The 19,865-nt window shown below is 50.4% G+C and carries 15 protein-coding genes; all 15 read right to left on the bottom strand.

The features are described 5' to 3' along the window. Window positions 1-626 precede the first annotated feature (626 nt). On the bottom strand, window positions 627-2,660 hold the full coding sequence (locus ACTV8E_RS03145) for a polysaccharide biosynthesis protein (RefSeq protein WP_443198449.1): 2,034 nt from the start codon (window positions 2,658-2,660) through the stop codon (window positions 627-629). 406 nt (window positions 2,661-3,066) lie between these two features. Further along, entirely contained in the window at window positions 3,067-3,621 is a 555-nt protein-coding gene (locus ACTV8E_RS03150; RefSeq protein ID WP_443198450.1) for a sugar transferase, read from the bottom strand. Between the two features lie 3 nt (window positions 3,622-3,624). Then, on the bottom strand, window positions 3,625-4,566 hold the full coding sequence (locus ACTV8E_RS03155) for a UDP-glucose 4-epimerase family protein (protein ID WP_443198451.1): 942 nt from the start codon (window positions 4,564-4,566) through the stop codon (window positions 3,625-3,627). 122 nt (window positions 4,567-4,688) lie between these two features. After that, entirely contained in the window at window positions 4,689-5,849 is a 1,161-nt protein-coding gene (locus ACTV8E_RS03160; RefSeq protein ID WP_443198452.1) for a glycosyltransferase, read from the bottom strand. Window positions 5,850-5,934: 85 nt separating this feature from the next. Beyond that, entirely contained in the window at window positions 5,935-7,578 is a 1,644-nt protein-coding gene (locus ACTV8E_RS03165; RefSeq protein WP_443198453.1) for a heparinase II/III family protein, read from the bottom strand. A gap of 8 nt (window positions 7,579-7,586) precedes the next feature. Then, window positions 7,587-9,731, bottom strand: a complete 2,145-nt coding sequence (locus ACTV8E_RS03170) for a bi-domain-containing oxidoreductase (RefSeq protein WP_443198454.1) — start codon at window positions 9,729-9,731, stop codon at window positions 7,587-7,589. A gap of 131 nt (window positions 9,732-9,862) precedes the next feature. Then, on the bottom strand, window positions 9,863-10,720 hold the full coding sequence (locus tag ACTV8E_RS03175) for a glycosyltransferase family 2 protein (RefSeq protein WP_443198455.1): 858 nt from the start codon (window positions 10,718-10,720) through the stop codon (window positions 9,863-9,865). 11 nt (window positions 10,721-10,731) lie between these two features. After that, window positions 10,732-12,042, bottom strand: a complete 1,311-nt coding sequence (locus tag ACTV8E_RS03180; RefSeq protein ID WP_443198456.1) for an O-antigen polymerase — start codon at window positions 12,040-12,042, stop codon at window positions 10,732-10,734. Then, window positions 12,035-13,297, bottom strand: coding sequence for an oligosaccharide flippase family protein (locus tag ACTV8E_RS03185; protein WP_443198457.1), 1,263 nt, complete (start codon window positions 13,295-13,297; stop codon window positions 12,035-12,037). The genes ACTV8E_RS03180 and ACTV8E_RS03185 overlap by 8 nt, the downstream gene beginning before the upstream one ends. Before the next feature lie 60 nt (window positions 13,298-13,357). After that, the gene (locus tag ACTV8E_RS03190) at window positions 13,358-14,548 is read right to left on the bottom strand and encodes an acyltransferase family protein (RefSeq protein WP_443198458.1); all 1,191 of its coding nucleotides are present in this window, start codon (window positions 14,546-14,548) and stop codon (window positions 13,358-13,360) included. A gap of 104 nt (window positions 14,549-14,652) precedes the next feature. Continuing rightward, the gene (gene wecC / locus ACTV8E_RS03195) at window positions 14,653-15,924 is read right to left on the bottom strand and encodes a UDP-N-acetyl-D-mannosamine dehydrogenase (protein ID WP_443198459.1); all 1,272 of its coding nucleotides are present in this window, start codon (window positions 15,922-15,924) and stop codon (window positions 14,653-14,655) included. A gap of 104 nt (window positions 15,925-16,028) precedes the next feature. After that, entirely contained in the window at window positions 16,029-17,105 is a 1,077-nt protein-coding gene (gene wecB / locus ACTV8E_RS03200) for a non-hydrolyzing UDP-N-acetylglucosamine 2-epimerase (protein WP_443198661.1), read from the bottom strand. 64 nt (window positions 17,106-17,169) lie between these two features. Continuing rightward, entirely contained in the window at window positions 17,170-17,736 is a 567-nt protein-coding gene (rfbC, locus tag ACTV8E_RS03205) for a dTDP-4-dehydrorhamnose 3,5-epimerase (protein WP_443198460.1), read from the bottom strand. Then, entirely contained in the window at window positions 17,733-18,623 is an 891-nt protein-coding gene (rfbA, locus tag ACTV8E_RS03210) for a glucose-1-phosphate thymidylyltransferase RfbA (RefSeq protein WP_443198662.1), read from the bottom strand. Before rfbA ends, rfbC begins: the two co-directional genes overlap by 4 nt. Continuing rightward, complete coding sequence (gene rfbD, locus ACTV8E_RS03215; RefSeq protein ID WP_443198461.1) at window positions 18,611-19,507, bottom strand: dTDP-4-dehydrorhamnose reductase; 897 nt, start codon at window positions 19,505-19,507, stop codon at window positions 18,611-18,613. Before rfbD ends, rfbA begins: the two co-directional genes overlap by 13 nt. Window positions 19,508-19,865 lie beyond the last annotated feature (358 nt).

Below are 19,865 nucleotides of genomic sequence, written 5' to 3' on the forward strand. Positions count from 1 at the left end.
TGGCCCAGCCGCTGCCCCCAGCCGCAGCCCTGTAGGGGCGAATTCATTCGCCAGCGCACAATCCATCCGACGCCGAATAGGCTGCGACAGAGGCCGGGGGGTTCGGCTGAACTCATACCGCCGTGTTTGTCGCCGCACCGGCGTAACCTGCAGCCACAGCGCCAGGCAAATGAATTCGCCCCTACGGCACTACAGTCATCATGCAGACAAGTCCGCTCCACAAATCAGCCATCCGGTCAGCCCGAAAGGCCTGGTCCAGCCGCTGCCCTGTAGGGGCGAATTCATTCGCCATTGCACGGCCCATCCGACACCGAATACGCCGCGACGAATGCGGGGAATCGGCTGAATGCGCACCGTGTTTGTCGCCGCACCGGCGTGGCCGGCAGCCACAGCGCCAGGCGAATGAATTCGCCCCTACCGGAATTGCGCTCATCCTACCGGCTTGCATCGCCGACAATTCCGCTCCTACGTATCAGCAATCCGGTCAGCACAAGGCCTGGCCCAGCCGCAGCCCTGTAGGGACGAATTCATTCGCCAGTGCACAATCCATCCGACGCCGAATAGGCTGCGACAAATTCCGAGGCCTCGGCTGTATGCCCCTAAAAACCAACCCCAACCATATGCATTCAGCCAGCGCTCGTACCCTCGCCACCCGGCTTGCCCAACGCGTGAACCGCTTCGTCATCAACCCGGCGCTGGTGCAACCAATCGACAATCTCACCGGGCACATAACCATCCACAGTGGCCCGCAGCAAGGTACGTACGCGCTGGAAGTCAGCTTCGCGTACCGCCACCATCAATTCCTCCAGCACCTGGCACAGTTCATTCCAAGGCAGGTTCTCCTCGTTGGCGCGCATGATCATCGGGTGCTCGGTGGGGGTCACGTTGTCGCCGATCAACAACTCTTCGTAAAGTTTCTCGCCTGGACGCAAACCGCTGAATTGCAGTGCAATGTCTCCCTTGGGATTCTTCTCGTTACGCACCGTGAGGCCAGAAAGAAGGATCATCTTCTCCGCCAGGTCAACAATGCGCACCGGCTCGCCCATGTCCAACACGAACACATCCCCGCCCTGCCCCATGGAACCGGCCTGGATCACCAGTTGCGCCGCCTCGGGAATGGTCATGAAATAACGAGTGATGTTGGGATGGGTCACTGTCACCGGGCCGCCGCGCTTGATCTGCTCGCGGAACAGCGGAATCACCGAGCCCGATGAACCCAGCACATTGCCAAAGCGCACCATGGTAAAACGGGTCTTGTTGACCTGATGTATACCGCTCGCGTCTTCAAACAACTTCGGCGCCGGCTCTGCGCTCAACGCTTGCAGCACCATCTCGGCCAAGCGCTTGGTGCTGCCCATCACATTGGTGGGGCGCACCGCCTTGTCGGTGGAAATCAGCACGAAGTTTTTAACCCCCGCCTGGATTGCCGCCTGGGCCGTGTGCAGCGTGCCCATGACGTTGTTCAGCAAACCTTCGGCGGTGTTGTGCTCGACCATCGGCACATGCTTATAGGCGGCCGCGTGATATACGGTATCCACCTTCCAGCCGCGCAGCACATCGAGCAAACGAGCTGGGTTACGGATCGAACCTAAAATCGGCAACAGCGCAACACTCGAACCCTCCCGCTGAATGCGCTGCTCAAGCTCACGATGGATGCTGTAAAGATTAAACTCACTGTGCTCAAACAAAATTAGCGTGGTCGGCTTTTGCGTAAGAATCTGTCGGCACAGCTCCGAACCAATGGAACCGCCCGCACCGGTGACCATCACCACCTGCCCCTGAATGCAGCGCTGAAACAGCTCCTCCTGCGGCTTGACGGCATCACGACCCAGCAAGTCGGCGATATCCACCTCTTGGATATCCTCAACCTTCACATGGCCGCTGACCAGATCCATGATCCCCGGCACCGAGCGCACATGCAGCGGATAACCCTCCAGCTCCGCCAACACATCCCGGCGCCGCGCACGGCTGGCCGACGGGATGGCCAGCAGCACTTCACTGGCCCCGGTTTCATCGATCATCTGCTGGATATGCTTGGGCTTGTACACCTTCAATCCGGCGATCACCCGCCGGGCCAGATTGGGGTCATCGTCGATAAAGGCTACCGGGCGATACAAGCGCCCCATGCGCAGCGCATTCAGCAATTGATTACCCGCCGCTCCAGCACCATAAATGGCCACCCGTGGCAGGCCTCTATCCTGCCCCACAAAGGGAATGCCAAGGCCAATGCCGTACCAGTCACCCATAAAGTACTGACGCATCACCAAGCGCAGCCCACCAATCATCACCAGGCTCAGCCACCAGTAGTTGAACACCAGCGAACGCGGCACCAACGCGGGGGAGTCGCGATACCAATACACGGCCAGAGCCAAGAACAAAGCCGCCAGGGAAACCGCCTTGGCAATCGCCCAGAGCGCATCGTTACCCAAATAGCGCATCACCGCGCGATACATGCCAAAGCGGATGAACAATGGAATCGACAGCAACGGCGCAGCCATAAACAGCCACCAATGCGCGCCCAAGGGATTAATCAGGTTGTCCACGCCTAGGCGCACCACAAAGGCCAGCCACAACGCCAGCCAGATCAGCAGCACATCCGTGACCACCTGCAAAATGCGCTTGTGCTGGCGCCGCAGGCCCAACAACTTGGTTCGAAGCATAACGCCGTCCTTTTCACCCACCACATAAATACAAAAGCCAACCCGAAGGTTGGCTATGGGCCTGACCGCCCATTTATCCAGGCGCGAATTCTACGCCGATCTAGCGCCTAATGCTCCCGCTCGGGCTAAAGGCATCTAGGCACTACATTGGATCTGACACAGAAACGAACCCTCAAGTTCGTCTCGCCCAGTCGGGCCTTGCGTCTCGCACAAACCGTCGCGCAGCAGCGGACTAGTCCGTGATTATACGTGCGACGAAGCCCAGAAGAACGCAATTCCGGTAGGGGCGAATTCATTCGCCGTTGCACACTCCATCCGGCGCCAAATTGGTTGCGACAAACGAGGAAGGATTAGCTAACTCAACATTACCGTGTTTGGAATTCAATCCAACCGCGGTCAAGAACGCTCACTCCATCCGAACGCGGTCGCCCGTGCCCTTCCCTGCCACCGTCATCAATATGTATTTGAAATAGCTCCCCAACGTCAGATTGTTCAGCATCTGCTGATCCGTTTCAGCTAAGAGAGCCGGGGTCGACATATCGATTTCATTCACCTGCGCCAAGCCGGTAATGCCGGGTCGGGCCGCATAAATGCCACGCTTAGCCCGCTCCGCCGTCAGCTCATGCTGATTGAACAGCCCCGGACGCGGCCCCACCAAGCTCATTTCTCCCTTGAGCACATTCCACAACTGGGGCAATTCATCCAACTTGGTTTTGCGCAGAAAACTACCTAGCTTGGTAATGGAAGAAGCTGAAGCCAAGTGGCTAGCCACCGATGCGGTGTCCACTTTCATGGTACGAAACTTGACCAAGGTAAAAGGCTTCTGATGTCGCCCGACACGCTCTTGTCGGAACAATGGAGAGCCCGTATCGAACAGACCAATCAGATAGATCACCAACAAGACTGGGAAGCCACACACCAATCCTAGTAAAGAGAAACAAAAGTCAAAAAAGCGGATCACGGATTAGTCCTTGCTTATAGAAAAACAACGTTTGAGGCCTTCATCCACCGAGACAGGCGGTGTCCAGTCGAGTAGATGTCGCGTTTTGGAAATATCCACCTGCAGCGAGCCCAGCAATCGTTGCGCCACGGCCTTTTTGCCCAGCACCGTGGCCCCAAGCTGCAATACAACTGCCGGCACAGGGATTAGCCGCGAAGGGCGCCCCATGGCCTTGGCGACACTACGAAGCAACTGGGTAGTAGAAAGATCTTCACCATCACCCGCGAGAAAGACCTGGTTCGCTGCGGCTGGATGATCAATGCAGCGGATGATCAGATCGGTCAGATTGTCGATACCTACGAGGGTGCGCTTGTTGTGGATAGCTCCGAGTGGAAGAGGGACACCCTTCTCGATCCAGCGAACCAAGCTGCCGAAGTTGCCGGGCGCGAAAGGCCCGTAAACCAGCGGCGGACGGATGATCACCAGCTCCATGCCCGTCTCGGCAGCCAACTGCGTCAAGCACTGCTCCGCCTCCCATTTGGACTGAGCATAAGGTTCAGCAGGATTGGGCTGGTCATCTGCAATAAATGGACGAGTATTGATATTGCCGTTGACACCGATGGAGCTAATGAAGATGAAGCGCTTTACCCCGGCGGCAACAGCCTGGCGTGCCAGACTCAGCGTGCCTTCGACATTGACGCGGTGGTACTCAGCCAAGGGATCAGCCACCTCGTCCCGCATGATATGGGCGCGGGCGGCAGAGTGGATAAAAACATCTACTCCCGTTAAAAAGGTAGAGAGATCAGCCTGTTGCAGATCCCCAACTGCATGCAACGTCGAGCCGCTTACGCCCTGTGGCACTCGTCGGCACAACCCGACCACCTGAAATTTAGGATGATGCTCAAGCTGCGAGAATAAACGTGAGCCGACGAAACCGTTGGCTCCGGTCAGTATAATTTTGGTCATTGAATTTTATGGCCTATTTGACATTCCGCTATATGAGTGCTTAGGAAACAAGACGAGGCATAGCTCTAATATCAAAAGAAATAACTATACCGAAAATTCATTCGAATCACTTTATTTTCTTCTTAATCCGCAAGTGCAACCTTGTTAATCCGCTCAACCAGTTTTTCAGCTGCATCTTCGCGAATGTATTGCGCTCTTATTTTTTCTCTGTTTTTCTGGCTAAGCCCTTGCTTACTGGAGCCACTGACATAAGCCTTGATTGCCGAAACAAGTGCCTGTACATCACAGGGGGGGATCAACTGATGATGATCGAAGCCTTCCAGTATCTCTGCAGCCTGGCCTTGCCCCCCGTAGATGACATATTTACCCGTAGCGAGGTATTCGTATAATTTGGAGGGCATAGCGCCGGAGTACTCTGGTGCAAGTTGCGCGTACAGAATATCTACTCTATTGTACTGCTCTCGTACTTCTTCCCAAGATACTCGCCCTGTCATCAGAACATTTTCTGCTTTTTGGCCAGCTACGAGCTTACTAATCCGATCAAAATCGGTGCCATCACCAATTATTTTAAAGTCAACATCAGGTAACTGCTTAGCTGCCTTAACCAATGTATCCATGCGCTGAGCTAAGCCAACGTTACCAATGTAGGCTACGGTCACCGAATTCGTCTGATTGGCTTCCAGTCCAGCCAAACTTTCAAATTGCCCATGCGTTATACCATTGCTAACTAGTACAGGGGCAACATTTGCACGCGACATTTCGCGCACATAATTGAGCTCAGTGGTATTAGTAACTGAAACCACCCGAAAGAAATTTAAGCTATAACCAAAAGCTAACCGAAAAAACTTTTTACTTGCTTTTTGAAGCACCTTATCATCCGAAAGGTATTCCCAAGTGAGATCGCGAATATCTAAAACAACCTTACGCCCTTTCAAAGAAGATGGGGCCAGGAAGGCGATAAACATGGACGGTATAGTCAGCAGCCATATATCCGCCTGCAAGCTTTTAGCATGTTTCAGCAGCAAAAGTGCATCTCGCATTTCACGGATAGCTCGACAGAAAAAACCTTTAGACTTACCAAGCTTTACTGGCACTTCATGCAGCTGAACATCCGGATGCAACTGTCTTTTGTTTCCATCATTTTTTGGACAAACCAAACACACGTCATAGCCGGCCGTCAGCAATAACTTGAAAAAAGGCGTGATACGATTACGTAATACCGGCTCGGTTACAGGCCAACTACTGACGATAACTATTTTTTTTCTACCGAAAAACATATGCATCTTACTATCACCTAAGCATTAGCACGAGAGCACTAGCTTTGGAAAAGCCAAACACACTGAGCTTGCACTTCTAGAGAAAGCCTTATCAAACAGTCCAACTAACACGCGTTATCAACTTACCAGTGAAAAAAGCCTCAATGCACTGGTTTGGCAAAGAGAGACCAAACTCTGGATGCCAAGTTGAGGAAGCCAATCGAATTTCGTCTGAACCAGCAATCTCTATTGCAACTCTATGACCGCCCACTAACTCTGCTAGAACACATGAGTCATATAAAGAAAGCTTTACATCAGGATGGACATACAGGCGTGACACGGCCAAAACTTCACTGCCGGTCACTTCATCCGTTATTTCCATAGATAAGACTGAAAACTTCCAAGTGCGCCTGTGTAAATGCTTACCTTTGAGCCTCTGATAACCATTATGACTAGCTCTTATTATGACAACGCCTGACTGCTCATCGAACGACTCAATATTAGCCCGCGCCCTACGCGCCACACGAAAACCACCCCAGACCTCCGACGAATTCACCCCAGCCACTTCAACTGTATTATGTGCTGAAGTGCTGCGCTGACGTTGTCTCTCGTTATCCTCGCCATATTGCGAAGTGCCTGAATTAACTAAAAAGCGTTGGCCAAACAAACTCAATTCAAAACTCAGAGTATCAGCGTGTGCATGTCCTGGCTGATATTTGGGCCCCACTTCAGCAAGGTCAAGTATTGCTTTAGAAAGTTCATCCGGAACGACAACAGCATAACCACTAGATGCGTTCAGTTGCGCCATGGGCAAATCGTCCACAGCACCAAAAACACCAAGCAGTCCTGCGTAAGCTTTTAGTTGCTCATATGTGGGCGCGATTCCAAAAGCAGCATCATTAAAAAAAGGAATACGGCCATCTGGGTGCAGCATACTGAGCAACCAATTCAAGCCGCGCGATACAACATCCTGCCATTGGGTCAAACGCAGTTTTAGGGGAGGCAAATCAGAGCGCTGAGCGAGATTTATAAGATCACACATATCCCAAAGTAAAGTCGCGTGGTACATCGGGGATAACTCAAAATGCGCACCATCGGCTAGAAACTGCTCTGGAATCTCCTTATCCAGGATCCGCAGCCCTTTGGAAAGCCACTCATTGCTCGCAGAGCCGGAGAGAAATGCACCAGCGAAAACCAAAGCCTTACCGTTGGCGAACAGATGGTTTCCAAGAATGTGATACTCAATTTGCTGCGATAAAGCATCTGTTTGTGCTGCCAAACTGCTTTGAACTTGAAAGCAACATTTATTGCCTCGTGCGAACCACTTAACTAGATTAACTATACGCAATGATATCGGATAAGGCTCCCACCCATTGCCAGACAAAGGTGGGTTAGCCTCTATCCAACTCGTGATTAGCCTATCTGCTAGGCCAGGAAAGCCTTCAATATCCTCCGCATCTAAATCGTTAAGATAGTGCAGATTATAAAGCCATAGCTTGCTGTGCCGATCAGATTGCCAGTCTTTTTGGCAGTGCACCGTACCTGTAACGCCCAAAAAATTGAACGCTACAGCGTCAGAGGTGGATCGTTTACACCACCGTGGTGAAGACCATATATTTGGCCAAGGTCGTAGACCTATATCTCGATCCGATCTTAATTGAACTTTTGTTAAACGATAATATAAACGGAAATAAATCTGTTTAACCTTAAGGTTCCGCACCGTATGGAATAGCAAGCTTATGTTGCGAACGCCCATATTACAGATCAACCTTCCTGGTTACGCAGAATATCGGCTACTTCTATCGAAACCCGCGCAACCTCAATGATCTCCTCGTACGGAATAGGTGATCCCCCCCCCTTCTCGATCGACCCGAGAAACGCGGCAGCGCACGCTTTTTGGCCCTTGTCCTGCCTCCACAAGTTCAGCTTGCTGAAACCAGGCCAACCATAACCTTTAAGTTTTCGGAAATTGTCCAGTTGCAATACCCGACCTGCAGTGAATACCTCGACTCGCTCTTTAGGGAAGCTGCCGGCGCCGTTTGCCAAATAGAAGATCGTGCCAAATGAGCCGTCTTCAAAACCCAGAGTGATGGACGCCTTGTCCTCTGAAACCTCCACAGCTGGGGTATTCCCCATGCGTCTTGCCTGGACAGAAACAATCCGGCAATCGGCCAGATATCGCATCAGATCAATAAAGTGGCATGCCTCACCAATGATCCTACCGCCTCCAATAGCCGGATCTTGGGTCCAATGGCTAGCTGAAATCGCACCGGCGTTCATGGTCATGATGAAAGATTTGGGTTCTTTAACCGCTGCCAGCAGGCTCTTCATCTTCTGTATCTGCGGTGCAAAGCGACGATTGAAGCCGACCATCAATTGTGGCCCGCTACCATTTTGGTGGACAGCTTGGTAGGCAGCCTGAACCTCATCCAATTCGGCCTGAGTAATTGCCAATGGCTTTTCGACAAAGATGTTCTTGCCAGCTTGCAACCCTTTAGAAACGAAGCGTGCATGGCTGTCGTGACGGGTCACAATTGCGACGGTATTTATTGCCGGCTCAGCCAGCATTCTATCTATGTCGGTGGATGCTAGAGAAAACCCAGCCTTTTCACCGTGGATTACACCGTTGATCCCCCCCGAAGTGACAATCGTGTGGCACTGAGCGCCAGCGGTCTTAAAGGCTGGAATAAGTATCCGCGAAGCATAGTTTCCGGCCCCAACAAATCCCATGACTGGACGCTGAGCATTGAAAGTCGCTTGTGTAGATAGCGAGACCTGACGAACTCCTCGCTCAGCAATATCTGACTTGTATAACAGCAGCATCCCAAGACCGGAATTTCCTTCAGTCAATGTGTCATAAGCCTGAGGAGCATTTTCAAATGCAAAACGATGAGTAATAAGTGGCTTAACATCCAACTGGCCACTTTCGAGCATGTCCAGCACAGCTTCGAAATTTCTTTGTTCCGTCCAACGCACATAGCCCAGCGGATAGTCCTGACCCTGTTCTTCGTATTTAGGGTCGTAACGCCCAGGCCCATAGGAGCAAGACACTTGAAAAGTTAGTTCTTTTTCATAGAAATCGGCTCGGTTGAGTTCCAGACCAGTTACACCAACCAAAATGATCCTGCCACGCTTGCGACTCATCCGTGCAGCTTGGGTTACCGGATCACTGGATTGGGTAGAAGCTGTAATGATCACGCCATCGACGCCATGACCACGACTGAATGCCATACCAGCAGCGACAGGGTCTTCTCCCTTGCCTGGGTTGCAGATCTGCGCGCCATACTGGCGGGCGAGCTCAAGTTTTGTATCATCAAAGTCAATCGCTAGTACCCGGCAACCGTGCGCTCGCAATAACTGCACGGTAAGCAAACCAATGAGTCCAACACCTGTGACAACAAAGGCTTCGCCAAGTGTCGGCTGAGCCAACCGAACACCCTGCAGGCCAATACTTGCCACCACGACAAAGGCAGCAGATTCATCGTTAACGTTATCGGGAATTCGTGCACAGAGGTTTTTGGGAACCTTCACCACATCGGCGTGAGGGCCATTGGAGACCACCCGATCACCAACTTTGAAACCCTCTACACACGACCCAATCTCCGCAACTACGCCGACGTTGCAATAGCCCAAGGGGAGCGGTTGGTTAAGTTTAGACTTAACAGCTTCTATAGTAGTTACCAAGCCATCGGTCTTAACTTTCTCTAACACCATTTTGACTTTTTCAGGCTGTTGGCGCGCTTTGTCCAGATAGGATGCCTTGCCAAAGCTGACCAGCATGCGCTCTGTACCTGCTGAAATCAGCGAAACAGAACTATTCACAACTATATGCCCACGAGATACCTGCGGCGCAGGAGAAACTACCAGACTGGTGCCACCTTTAGCCATATCTTGAAGAATCTGCTTCATTACAACCTCTATGTAAACAATCAAAAAATTGTTAGCTCATCAATTCAATTAAGTTAAGTCGCAGCCAGCCCGCATATTATTCAAACAACTACGCAGCCGCATCGGAGCGGAGCGACAAGAAAAGCATGCCATTAAATAATCTTTTTATTATAGAAATTAGAATACAAGTAATCGTATGACTTTTTGTTCTCGGCACAAATGAAAGCAAAATTTGCCTGCGATGTTGATGCATGCTCTTTATCAAAAATACGCACACTCGGAACATGCTCAATATTCAAACCATGCATGCGCAACTGCTCCGCAACAAAAACCTCTTCACCAAATAAAAAACGCGGATAAGCAACACTCCCACCATTTGCAAAATAATTCCTACTGAAAATCATGAACGAACCATGAGCCCCATACATTAGTTTTTTATGTGAGCGCTCAAGCTTGTTAGAAGACACACGAGCACGCCGCTGAACTCGGGAGCGTGCATACTCCCGCATACGTGCCAGCTTTTGGTACCAGCGGAAGAAAGTAACACTAGAGCATATATATCGCATAAACTTTATTTTACGCACACTGGGGCGGCGTATAATTTTAGGGTTAAGATCACGCCCATCTTTATCGGAAATGATACTAGGCGCAATTAATCCTGTTTCACTAGCAACAGGATAAGCCATTAAAGCTGAAAAAAAATCATCAGCCACGATCAAATCTACGTTACACACCACAACAAAATCATAATCTTCGACTCCATTATGCAAACTTGCGAGAGCCTTATTGAACGCAGGATAATAGCCGACGTTTCCGTTCTTTAGGCATTGGAATGAGTACCCAAACTGCCATGAAGAGACATCTTGCTCAGGCAGAATTGTGGAATTATCAGCCAAAACCACATCAAGAATTAAGTTTGGACACGCCCTATATGCACGATCGACAGATTGAAGAAAGCGCAAGGCATCATTGTAGGCATTATAACAAACCGGAACCAGGCAAATCTTCATTTAAACCTCAATCAAGTTCTGACCTTCATTAAGAAAAACATGAAAACCCATTGAACTAAAAAAACGAAAGGAATCGTCAGCCATGTAAGCGAACTAATTATGTAAGTTTGATAAACCATAGCAATAAAATAAATAAAAAAAACGACAGCGAAAGCGCTATTGCGGCGACATAAAAGGCGCCAATACCCAAGATTACAAACACCCCCTAACACAAATGCAAACAGCAAACTTCCAGGCAGGGTAAAATCAGTTATAACCCCTCGGAATATCGTATAAAGATTACCCCTAATAAAAGCACCATACTCATAACTTTCACTATAGACACCCATCGGGACAAAACGATCATCTCCTAAGAGTTGAAAGAATGACATAAAGGTATAAAAGCCTATAGTAAACGCATCTTGGCTGTAGCTCACCAACGAATCATGAAAATAACGCTCTGAAAACCAGTCCGAAAATGCTGGCAGATGAACCGAAGAATAAGTCACCAAATAATATCTCAAGCGATCAAATATAAGAGAAGCGTCATCCAGCTGATAAATACCTCTTGATAAAAAAGATGCAATAATCAAAGGCAATGCTAAAACCCCATAAAAAAACAAAGCACGAATCCCAGCACGGTCAATTAGTGTAAAGTTTTTATTATAAATCCTGGTAACCAAAACCCCGCCAAGAAAAAGAAATACCGAAAAGAAAAATAAACCTTTTGCGCTTTGCATGAACATTACAAGTAAAGCCGGAAGAAAGGAAAGCATGAGGATGCTAAATTTTTTCTTCCCACGTGAACCATACACTAGCCCCCCTAGCACTGCAGTGTAATAACAGCACTGCAACCCAAGCTGTGAATATATGCTTGCAACAATTTCGCCTGAGTATCGCTTACTAGCATAAGCCCCACCTACACCGATTGGATTCGTAAGTATCTGGGTGATCGAAATTCCCTGCTGTAGCACCCCCAAAAAAACCATTAGCATCGCAAAGCCCGCCACTGCATAAAAGGCAGTGACAATAAGTGGCCTATCAAAATAATATTCCGCTGCCGGCTTACTTTCATTTATAGAAAATGCCACAGGCCAACGAAACAAAAAACAAGATATAGAAAAAGCAAAAGAAAATGACAATATATATGCAATTGCCCAGGGACTAACTGGTGCCTCAAAGGCTACTAAAAGAGGAAATGACGTATAAAAAAACCAGAAGAGGAAAAAAATTGAAGCTGGATTCAACCATACCCCAACTACCTTCCTCGCACACCAAGCACCTAATAACAAAAGGGAAGATAGCAAAAAATTGACTATCTTGATTAACCAGAAATCATCCACGCACGAATTTCCACTGATATCTCGAAATAAATGACATTAACAGCAACATTTCCGCCAAAACGTAAGAAGTTGCTGCCCCAAAGGCTGCAAAAAAATGTGATACTACTAGCGAGAAGCAAAAAATCAACACCCCCACCATTAAAACTGCAGAGGCATAATAAGACTGCTCACCTATCATACTTAACCCGACAACCCCAAACATGGAGTTTGCAACACCAAAGATTACGGCTGGCGCCATCAATGCAATAAGCATAGTTACGTCGCCGTTAAAGCCCGGCATCAAGCCGAAGTTTTGGCCGAGATAAATTAATAGTACCCCAACCGGCAATACCACCAGCATCAGATAAACTTGTATGCGTGTATTTTTCCAGATTAGATTAAACGCTTGCAATTTGGTTTTTCGCTCTATACTTAACAATGACCACGCTTTCAAAGCTTTCGGCATAAAAAGTTGGCTCAAAGGGCGCGCTAATGCCTGAATACTTTTTATCACCTTCTCAGCTAGAGCATAGGCGGAAACCGCAGCGCTGCTTGAGACTCCTGCCAGTATTAGAATATTTGCTCCTCGGAAGAGCGTAACTGAGACGTTACCCAGAAACAGGTGCCGCCCTTCGCTGAGCATAGAAAACATTGCCTTTGCAGTGGCCGACCGTACACCACGCAGGCCGAAGCGGCTCAACAGCGTGGTTAATGCGGCGATGCCAGAGAACAAGTAACTACCGGCCAAGATCATCGACGCCAGCATAAGGTCCGCTTTGCCATCAACTAGCAAATAGACAGCCAAGACCGCACAACAGCGTGAAAACAGAACAAAAACGGCTAACAGCCAGTTACTTTCGATCGCTTGAAAATAGTAGTTACACTGAAAAATCATCCCTAATACGAAACACAACCATACGAGTAGAACCGCCACGCTGCCATCGGCAAACAAGTGGTAAATGCCAGCCAATGGTAGGGCCGAAACCAAAAAAAGCGCGATTCGCGCACCGAGAATATTAAATAAACATGTTGCTTCCGCCAAACTCCCCGCCTGTTTTCGGGCCTCGATTATCAACTGCACGCCACTTGTATCGAAACTGTACAAGCACACTGTCAAAACATAGAATGCAAGGGCTTCTGCCACCACCAGCTCGGCGAATGATTCCTTGCCTAACATGCCCAGTAAAAAAGGAAAAACCAACAAGGGGAACAAGGCATTTGCCCCCTGTATTGCCATCAGGGATAAACCATTGATTACACTCGCGTTAAACCTCATCAGTATCCTTCACATCATTCCCATTTAACTCAGCTACTGCGCCGTTCTTCTCCTACACTTTCACAGCGCCTGATTGAACTTGCCCGACGCCCCTGCCCGCCCTCTGGAGCGCCGCTTTATCCAGCTCATCGCCGGTCGTTCAACTCCTAGATGTGCAAGGTGCGCAGCTATTAACACTAAAGGCGTGATCAAGCAAATCACTGACCAGAACGCCAGCGGCGCGAGCTCACTGACCACGTCAAGACCCAGGACAAAATGGATAATGAAAAAAAGAACCAGGCCATGCAAAAGATAAATTCCGTAGGACAGCTCGCCCATCCAGCGGGCAGCGGAATTATCCAGTACACCAAACAGCCGGTTCCCAGCGGCGACGATTATAAAAACAAGAGAAAGCAGCACTAATGCGAGCGAATCATAGGCCGAGGGTAACTGAATAACAACGAGCAATAGGGCCAATGCAACGAAGGAGAACCACCTATCAGCAAGCAATTTTTTCAACGGTTCATAGCGGCAGATAACTGCTGCCAGCATCCCCCCCAAGAAGCTGCTCAACACGATCATCTTAGGTGTCCATACCCCGAACATCAAATATAGAGCAAAACAAGAAAATACTACGCCTCGCAGTGAAACGTGCCCGCTTAAGCACACCGCAAGTAGAGGCAAGCACAGATAGAAAAACCATTCGAAGGGCAGCGACCACGTGACACTGGCTACCATAATCGAGGTGTTCTGTATGCCATTTATATCCGGTTTGCCGTTGATCGTGAAAGCGAGCCATTTGAATACCGAATCAATCAGACTTTCCAGTGACACCGAAAGTGTCCAGTTCGAGCGAATGGCCACAAATAAAAGAAGCATACCCACGGTTAGCATGTACAAGGGGAATAATCTTGCGACACGCGAAAGGTACAACTGAAACCAGTCGATCCGATGCACCTTGCTGTTCAGCACTTTGGTAGTAAACAGAAAGCTGGTCACCATGAAGAATAGCGCAACACTTCCCTGGCCCAGCATTACTAATAGATTAGAGGGTGGCAGCTCCCAGCGGCCAGTTTTCAGATAGAAGTACCAGATACATGAATGGTGAAGAAAAACAAAAAAGGCTAAATAGCCACGCAGTCCATCTAAGGCTAAGTAACGTCCGCTGCCTGCGGGTTGAAGTTTCCCACCGCCATATCTAAACAACTTCGAGGCTACTAGCAGGGCTAAGGCCAAGGTTATTGCTATCACCACAGGGTTGACTGCCGTCATCACTCACACAACGCTTTGCTAAAATTAAAGTAGTTTCTTGACCTAGGGTCCGACAGCCATCAAAGTTTTACCGGTTAGCCAATATTGGCGCCACTGATAAAAAATTAGCAGGCTGACCAAATACCCCGGGTGTCGACGACTTTGTGAGTGGTCAGAATACTCCTCGGAATTGTCTTGAACGACTTATGATCTACCAGCAACACAATCACGTCGGCTACGGCAAGAGCTGCATCGATGACCTCAAGCCTGAGCCTCCCGGCCAATTGCCCTGATAATGCGTCAATATTCGGCTCCACTGCGAGTACAGGGCCTGGATGAGTCGCGAGAATTTTCTGAGTAATGGCAACCGCCGGGCTCTCACGCAAATCATCGATATCCGGCTTGAATGCCAGCCCCAGACAGGCGATGGTCACATCGCGGGCAGTCTTGAGCGGATTGGCCAAGAGAAACTCGCCAACCGCCAATTTGGTTTTTTCCAATACCCACTCCGGCTTGCTGTCGTTAACCTCACGTGCAGCTCGAATCAATCGGGCTTCAGCCGGCGCCTTGCTCACAATGAACCACGGATCCACAGCAATGCAGTGACCACCGACGCCTGGGCCAGGCTGAAGGATATTGACGCGCGGGTGTCGATTGGCTAAGCGAATCAATTCCCAGACGTTGATGTCTAACTTGTCACAGATAATTGACAGCTCATTGGCGAAAGCAATGTTGGTATCTCGGAAACTATTTTCTGTTAGCTTGCACATTTCTGCCGTACGGGCGTTTGTGACCACGCAATCGCCTTCAACAAAAACCTTATACAAACTTGCAGCCGCCGCCGAGCACCTCGGGGTCATGCCGCCTATTACTCGATCATTTTGAACAAGCTCGCGCAGCACATGTCCCGGCAACACCCGCTCCGGGCAGTGTGCAACTCGAATATCTGACTCTTCGCCATGTGTCTGTGGAAAAGTCAGGTCAGGTCGAACTTCAGCCATCCAGGCAGACATTTGTTCGGTTGCACCGACAGGGGAGGTGGACTCCAAAATGACTAAGTCACCTTTCTTCAATACTGGGGCAATAGCCTTACTGGCCGATTCAATATAACCAAGATCTGGTTCATGGTCGCTCTTGAAAGGGGTCGGTACTGCCACTAAAAATGCATCGGCAGGCTCAGGTGTCGTCGTTGCTCGCAGGTAGCCCTCAGTTACGGCAGCATGTACCACGATATCCAGGTCCGGCTCAACAATATGTATTTTCCCCTGATTTATGGTCGCTACGGCCTTGGGATTTACGTCAACGCCAATAACTTTTTTCTTACGCGAGGCAAATACTGCTGCGGTAGGAAGCCCAATGTAACCGAGACCTATGACGGAGATAGTTTGAAACGACATGATGATCTTTACTCGAAACTGAAATACTGAAGTAGATGTGCACTTAGGACACGCTTGCCTATACCAGATCTCTATAGGGCCAATGGCACCTTGATACTTAATCTTTACTGTATGGCTAGCAATGCCGCCAGGATGTGCTTGCAAGCTTCCCCATCTCCGTACGGGTTATGGGCATAGCTCATGTTCTGGTAGGCCATCGGATCAACCAATAGACGGTTTAACTCTCGAACGATACTGGCAGCTTCAGTGCCAACCAGTTTTACCGTGCCTGCGGCAACGGCTTCCGGTCGCTCGGTGGTATCTCGCATCACCAGTACCGGTTTGCCTAGCGAGGGCGCTTCTTCCTGAATCCCACCTGAGTCTGTAAGGATAATATGCGAGCGGCTCATTAGATAAACGAAAGGCAAATAATCAAGCGGCTCAATCAAATGTATGTTTTCAATGCCTGCCAAAAGACGATTTACAGGCTCACGGACATTAGGGTTGAGGTGAACGGGATAGACAATATCCACCGCAGGATGTTGCTTGGCAACTTCCATTAGAGCCTGGCAGATACGCTCGAAGCCCCCGCCGAAGCTTTCTCGGCGGTGACCGGTCACCAGAATTAATTTTCGGTTTGGGTCTAGGAAGTCGGAGGGTGCGGCGGCCTTGGCTTTGAGATCCTCGTCTTGATCAAGCCGTTTGACGACATCTAGCAGTGCATCAATCACTGTATTGCCGGTCACGACGATGCTCTTTGGGTCAATACCTTCACGTAGCAAGTTAGCTTGGGACATTTCTGTTGGAGCCAAATGCAGATTGGCTAGGGCACCAGTCAACTTGCGGTTGGCCTCTTCTGGCCAAGGGGAGTAAATGTTCCCAGTGCGCAAGCCCGCTTCCACGTGGGCAACAGGGATTTGCTGGTAGTAGGCCGCCAAACTGGCCGCAAAGGTTGTGGCAGTATCGCCATGAACCAGCACTATATCCGGCTTAAACTCTTCAAAGACGCATTTCATGCCCTGCAGGATTGATGTGGTCACATCAGTTAAGTCTTGGCCGGGCTTCATAACGTTCAAATCGAAATCCGGTTCGATACCAAAAAGACCCAGAACCTGATCCAACATCTCACGGTGCTGGCCGGTAACGCAGACCTTCGCTTCGAAACGCTTGTCAGCGGCCAACGCCAGAACTAGTGGCGCCATTTTGATCGCCTCTGGGCGAGTGCCAAACACACACAATGTCTTCACGAAAACTCCAAATAAAAACTTACAGACGTCCAAACGTGACCGTATTCAGTAAATCCGCCTGCTGGTCTTTTTCAGACGTGAGGATTTGAATATCTTTCGGCCAATCAATGCTCAGACTTAAATCATCCCAGTGAATCGCTCCCTCGCACTCTTTCGCGTAGTAGTCCGTCGTCTTGTACAAAAACTCGGTACCGTCTTCCAAGGCTAGAAAGCCATGGGCGAAGCCTTCCGGAATCCACAGCATGAGCTTGTTGACCGCACTGAGTTCTACCCCAACCCACTTACCAAACGTTGGCGAGTCTGGACGAATGTCTACCGCCACATCGAATGCTGCGCCGTTCACAACGCGGACCAATTTGCCCTGGGCATGGGGATCACGCTGGAAATGCAGGCCACGCAGTACGCCTTTCGCAGAGCAGGAATGGTTGTCCTGAACAAAGGGGCGCGGGATGGGCAGGCCGAGCTTTTGCAATTCGGCGTGGAAGCGCTGTTCGTTAAAGCTTTCCATGAACCAGCCACGCTCGTCTTCATAGACGGTGGGTTCGATCAGCACGACGTCAGGAATAGCGGTTTGAATCAGTTTCATGGGTGGGATTCTTTCAGCAACGCCAATAGGTATTGGCCATAGCCAGTCTTCTGCAAGTACTCGCCCTGTGCCTTGAGCTGTTCAGCACTAATCCAGCCGTTATGAAAAGCAATCTCTTCCAGACAGGCAACTTTGAAGCCCTGGCGCTTTTCGATGGTGTGTACGAACTGACCGGCATCGAGCAGCGACTCGTGGGTGCCGGTGTCCAGCCAGGCGAACCCGCGACCAAGCATTTCCACATTCAGGCTCTGCTCTTCCAAGTAGGCACGGTTGATGTCGGTGATTTCAAGCTCACCGCGCGGGGATGGCTGGATGGATTTGGCGATATCAACGACCCGATTATCGTAGAAATACAGGCCGGTCACCGCGTAGCTGGATTTCGGCTTTTGCGGTTTTTCTTCGATGCTGATGGCGCGTCCCTGCTTATCGAATTCCACTACGCCAAAGCGCTCGGGGTCGGACACGTGATAGCCAAAAACAGTTGCGCCCTGCGTACGTGAAGCGGCGGCCTGCAGTTTTTCGGTGAAGTGCTGGCCGTAAAAAATGTTGTCGCCGAGGATCAGGCAACAATTATCGTTGCCAACAAATTCCTCGCCAATGATAAAGGCTTGGGCCAGGCCATCCGGTGAGGGTTGCTCAGCGAAGCTCAGCTGAATACCGAACTGGCTACCATCGCCTAACAATTTGCGATAGGCCGGCAAATCTTCCGGTGTGCTGATAACCAAGATCTCGCGAATACCCGCCAGCATTAGCACCGACAGCGGGTAATAGATCATTGGTTTGTCATAGATGGGTAGCAGTTGCTTGGAAACCCCAAGGGTGATGGGGTGCAAACGGGTGCCGGAGCCACCCGCGAGAATTATGCCTTTGCGATTCAACTTGAAAATCCTTGAGTTTCCAATAGCAGACGTACTACACCGTTTTGCCAATCAGGCAGATGCAGGCCAAAAGTGTCGCGCAATTTACTACAGTCGAGCCGTGAATTCAGCGGGCGTTGGGCCGGGGTTGGGTAATCGGCTGTGGTAATCGCAGCGATTTTTCGCACCGCGAGCTCTTGTCCGGCTTGGCGCGCCTGCTCAATCACGAAGTTTGCATAGCCGTGCCAGGAGACTTCGCCAGCGGCGGCCAGGTGATAGATACCACTGACCGGTTTATTACGGGCCGTGCGCAAGCAGTGAGCGGTGATGTCGGCAATCAGTTCCGCGCTGGTGGGTGCGCCTACCTGATCGTCGATGATCTTGAGCTGTTCACGTTCGGCAGCCAGGCGCAGCATGGTCTTGGCAAAGTTGTTACCGCGCGCGGCGTAGACCCAGCTGGTGCGAAAGATCAGGTGTTTGCAGTCGCTGGCCTGGATGGCCTGTTCGCCTTCACGTTTGGTTTGTCCGTAAACGTTAAGCGGTGCGGTGGGTTGGTCTTCGCGCCAGGGTTGTTGGCCGCTGCCGTCAAACACGTAGTCGGTGGAGTAATGCACCAGCCAGCCGCCCAGTTTTTGCATGCATTCGGCGAGTATTGCCGGGGCCTCGGCATTGATGCGTCGGGCGAGGGCGGGTTCGCTTTCGGCTTTGTCTACGGCGGTGTAGGCAGCGGCGTTTACCACTATGTCGGGCTTCAGGTCGCAGAGGGTGCGACGTAAGCCAGGTAGATCGCCAAGGTTGCCGACCAGGCCGCATTCCCCTGCCCTGTCCAGGGCGATGACCTGGCCCAGGGGTTGGAGGGCGCGTTGTAGCTCCCAGCCGACCTGGCCGTTTTTGCCGAGGAGGAGGATTTTCATGTTGTGTGGATTTCCTTGGCGCTGTTCGGAACTCTCGCTCCCACAGGTTTTTATTGGCTAGCTACTCTGGGTGGTTGCGACAAACATTGAGCGCATCAGGCTTGGGGTTTGTCGTACCTCCGCAGCTGACAGAAGGTGCGCAGCCAGGCGAATAAATTCGCCCCTACGAGGTTAACGTCCAGGGCAGCGGTTTTTTTAGCTTTCTTTGTCAACCGTGAAGCTGCAGCTCCGAGTGGCTTTGATCGCGGACGAGTCCGCTCCTATAGATTTTGAGCCAATGTTGTTTGTCGCAGCTGCGTAGTGCCGGAAGGCTTGATGCCAGGCGAATAAATTCGCCCCTACATCTAACGCCTGCCGG

Origin of the sequence: Pseudomonas sp. B392_1p (genome assembly GCF_052245235.1) — a bacterium.
Classification (GTDB): Bacteria; Pseudomonadota; Gammaproteobacteria; order Pseudomonadales; family Pseudomonadaceae; genus Serpens; species Serpens gallinarum.

Coding starts and splice junctions, on each gene's coding strand:
- ACTV8E_RS03145 (WP_443198449.1), bottom strand. CDS start 2,660: ATGCTTCGAACCAAGTTGTTGGGCCTGCGGCGCCAGCACAAGCGCATT.
- ACTV8E_RS03155 (WP_443198451.1), bottom strand. CDS start 4,566: ATGACCAAAATTATACTGACCGGAGCCAACGGTTTCGTCGGCTCACGT.
- ACTV8E_RS03160 (WP_443198452.1), bottom strand. CDS start 5,849: ATGCATATGTTTTTCGGTAGAAAAAAAATAGTTATCGTCAGTAGTTGG.
- ACTV8E_RS03165 (WP_443198453.1), bottom strand. CDS start 7,578: ATGGGCGTTCGCAACATAAGCTTGCTATTCCATACGGTGCGGAACCTT.
- ACTV8E_RS03170 (WP_443198454.1), bottom strand. CDS start 9,731: ATGAAGCAGATTCTTCAAGATATGGCTAAAGGTGGCACCAGTCTGGTA.
- ACTV8E_RS03175 (WP_443198455.1), bottom strand. CDS start 10,720: ATGAAGATTTGCCTGGTTCCGGTTTGTTATAATGCCTACAATGATGCC.
- ACTV8E_RS03185 (WP_443198457.1), bottom strand. CDS start 13,297: ATGAGGTTTAACGCGAGTGTAATCAATGGTTTATCCCTGATGGCAATA.
- ACTV8E_RS03190 (WP_443198458.1), bottom strand. CDS start 14,548: ATGACGGCAGTCAACCCTGTGGTGATAGCAATAACCTTGGCCTTAGCC.
- wecC (WP_443198459.1), bottom strand. CDS start 15,924: ATGTCGTTTCAAACTATCTCCGTCATAGGTCTCGGTTACATTGGGCTT.
- wecB (WP_443198661.1), bottom strand. CDS start 17,105: ATGGCGCCACTAGTTCTGGCGTTGGCCGCTGACAAGCGTTTCGAAGCG.
- rfbC (WP_443198460.1), bottom strand. CDS start 17,736: ATGAAACTGATTCAAACCGCTATTCCTGACGTCGTGCTGATCGAACCC.
- rfbD (WP_443198461.1), bottom strand. CDS start 19,507: ATGAAAATCCTCCTCCTCGGCAAAAACGGCCAGGTCGGCTGGGAGCTA.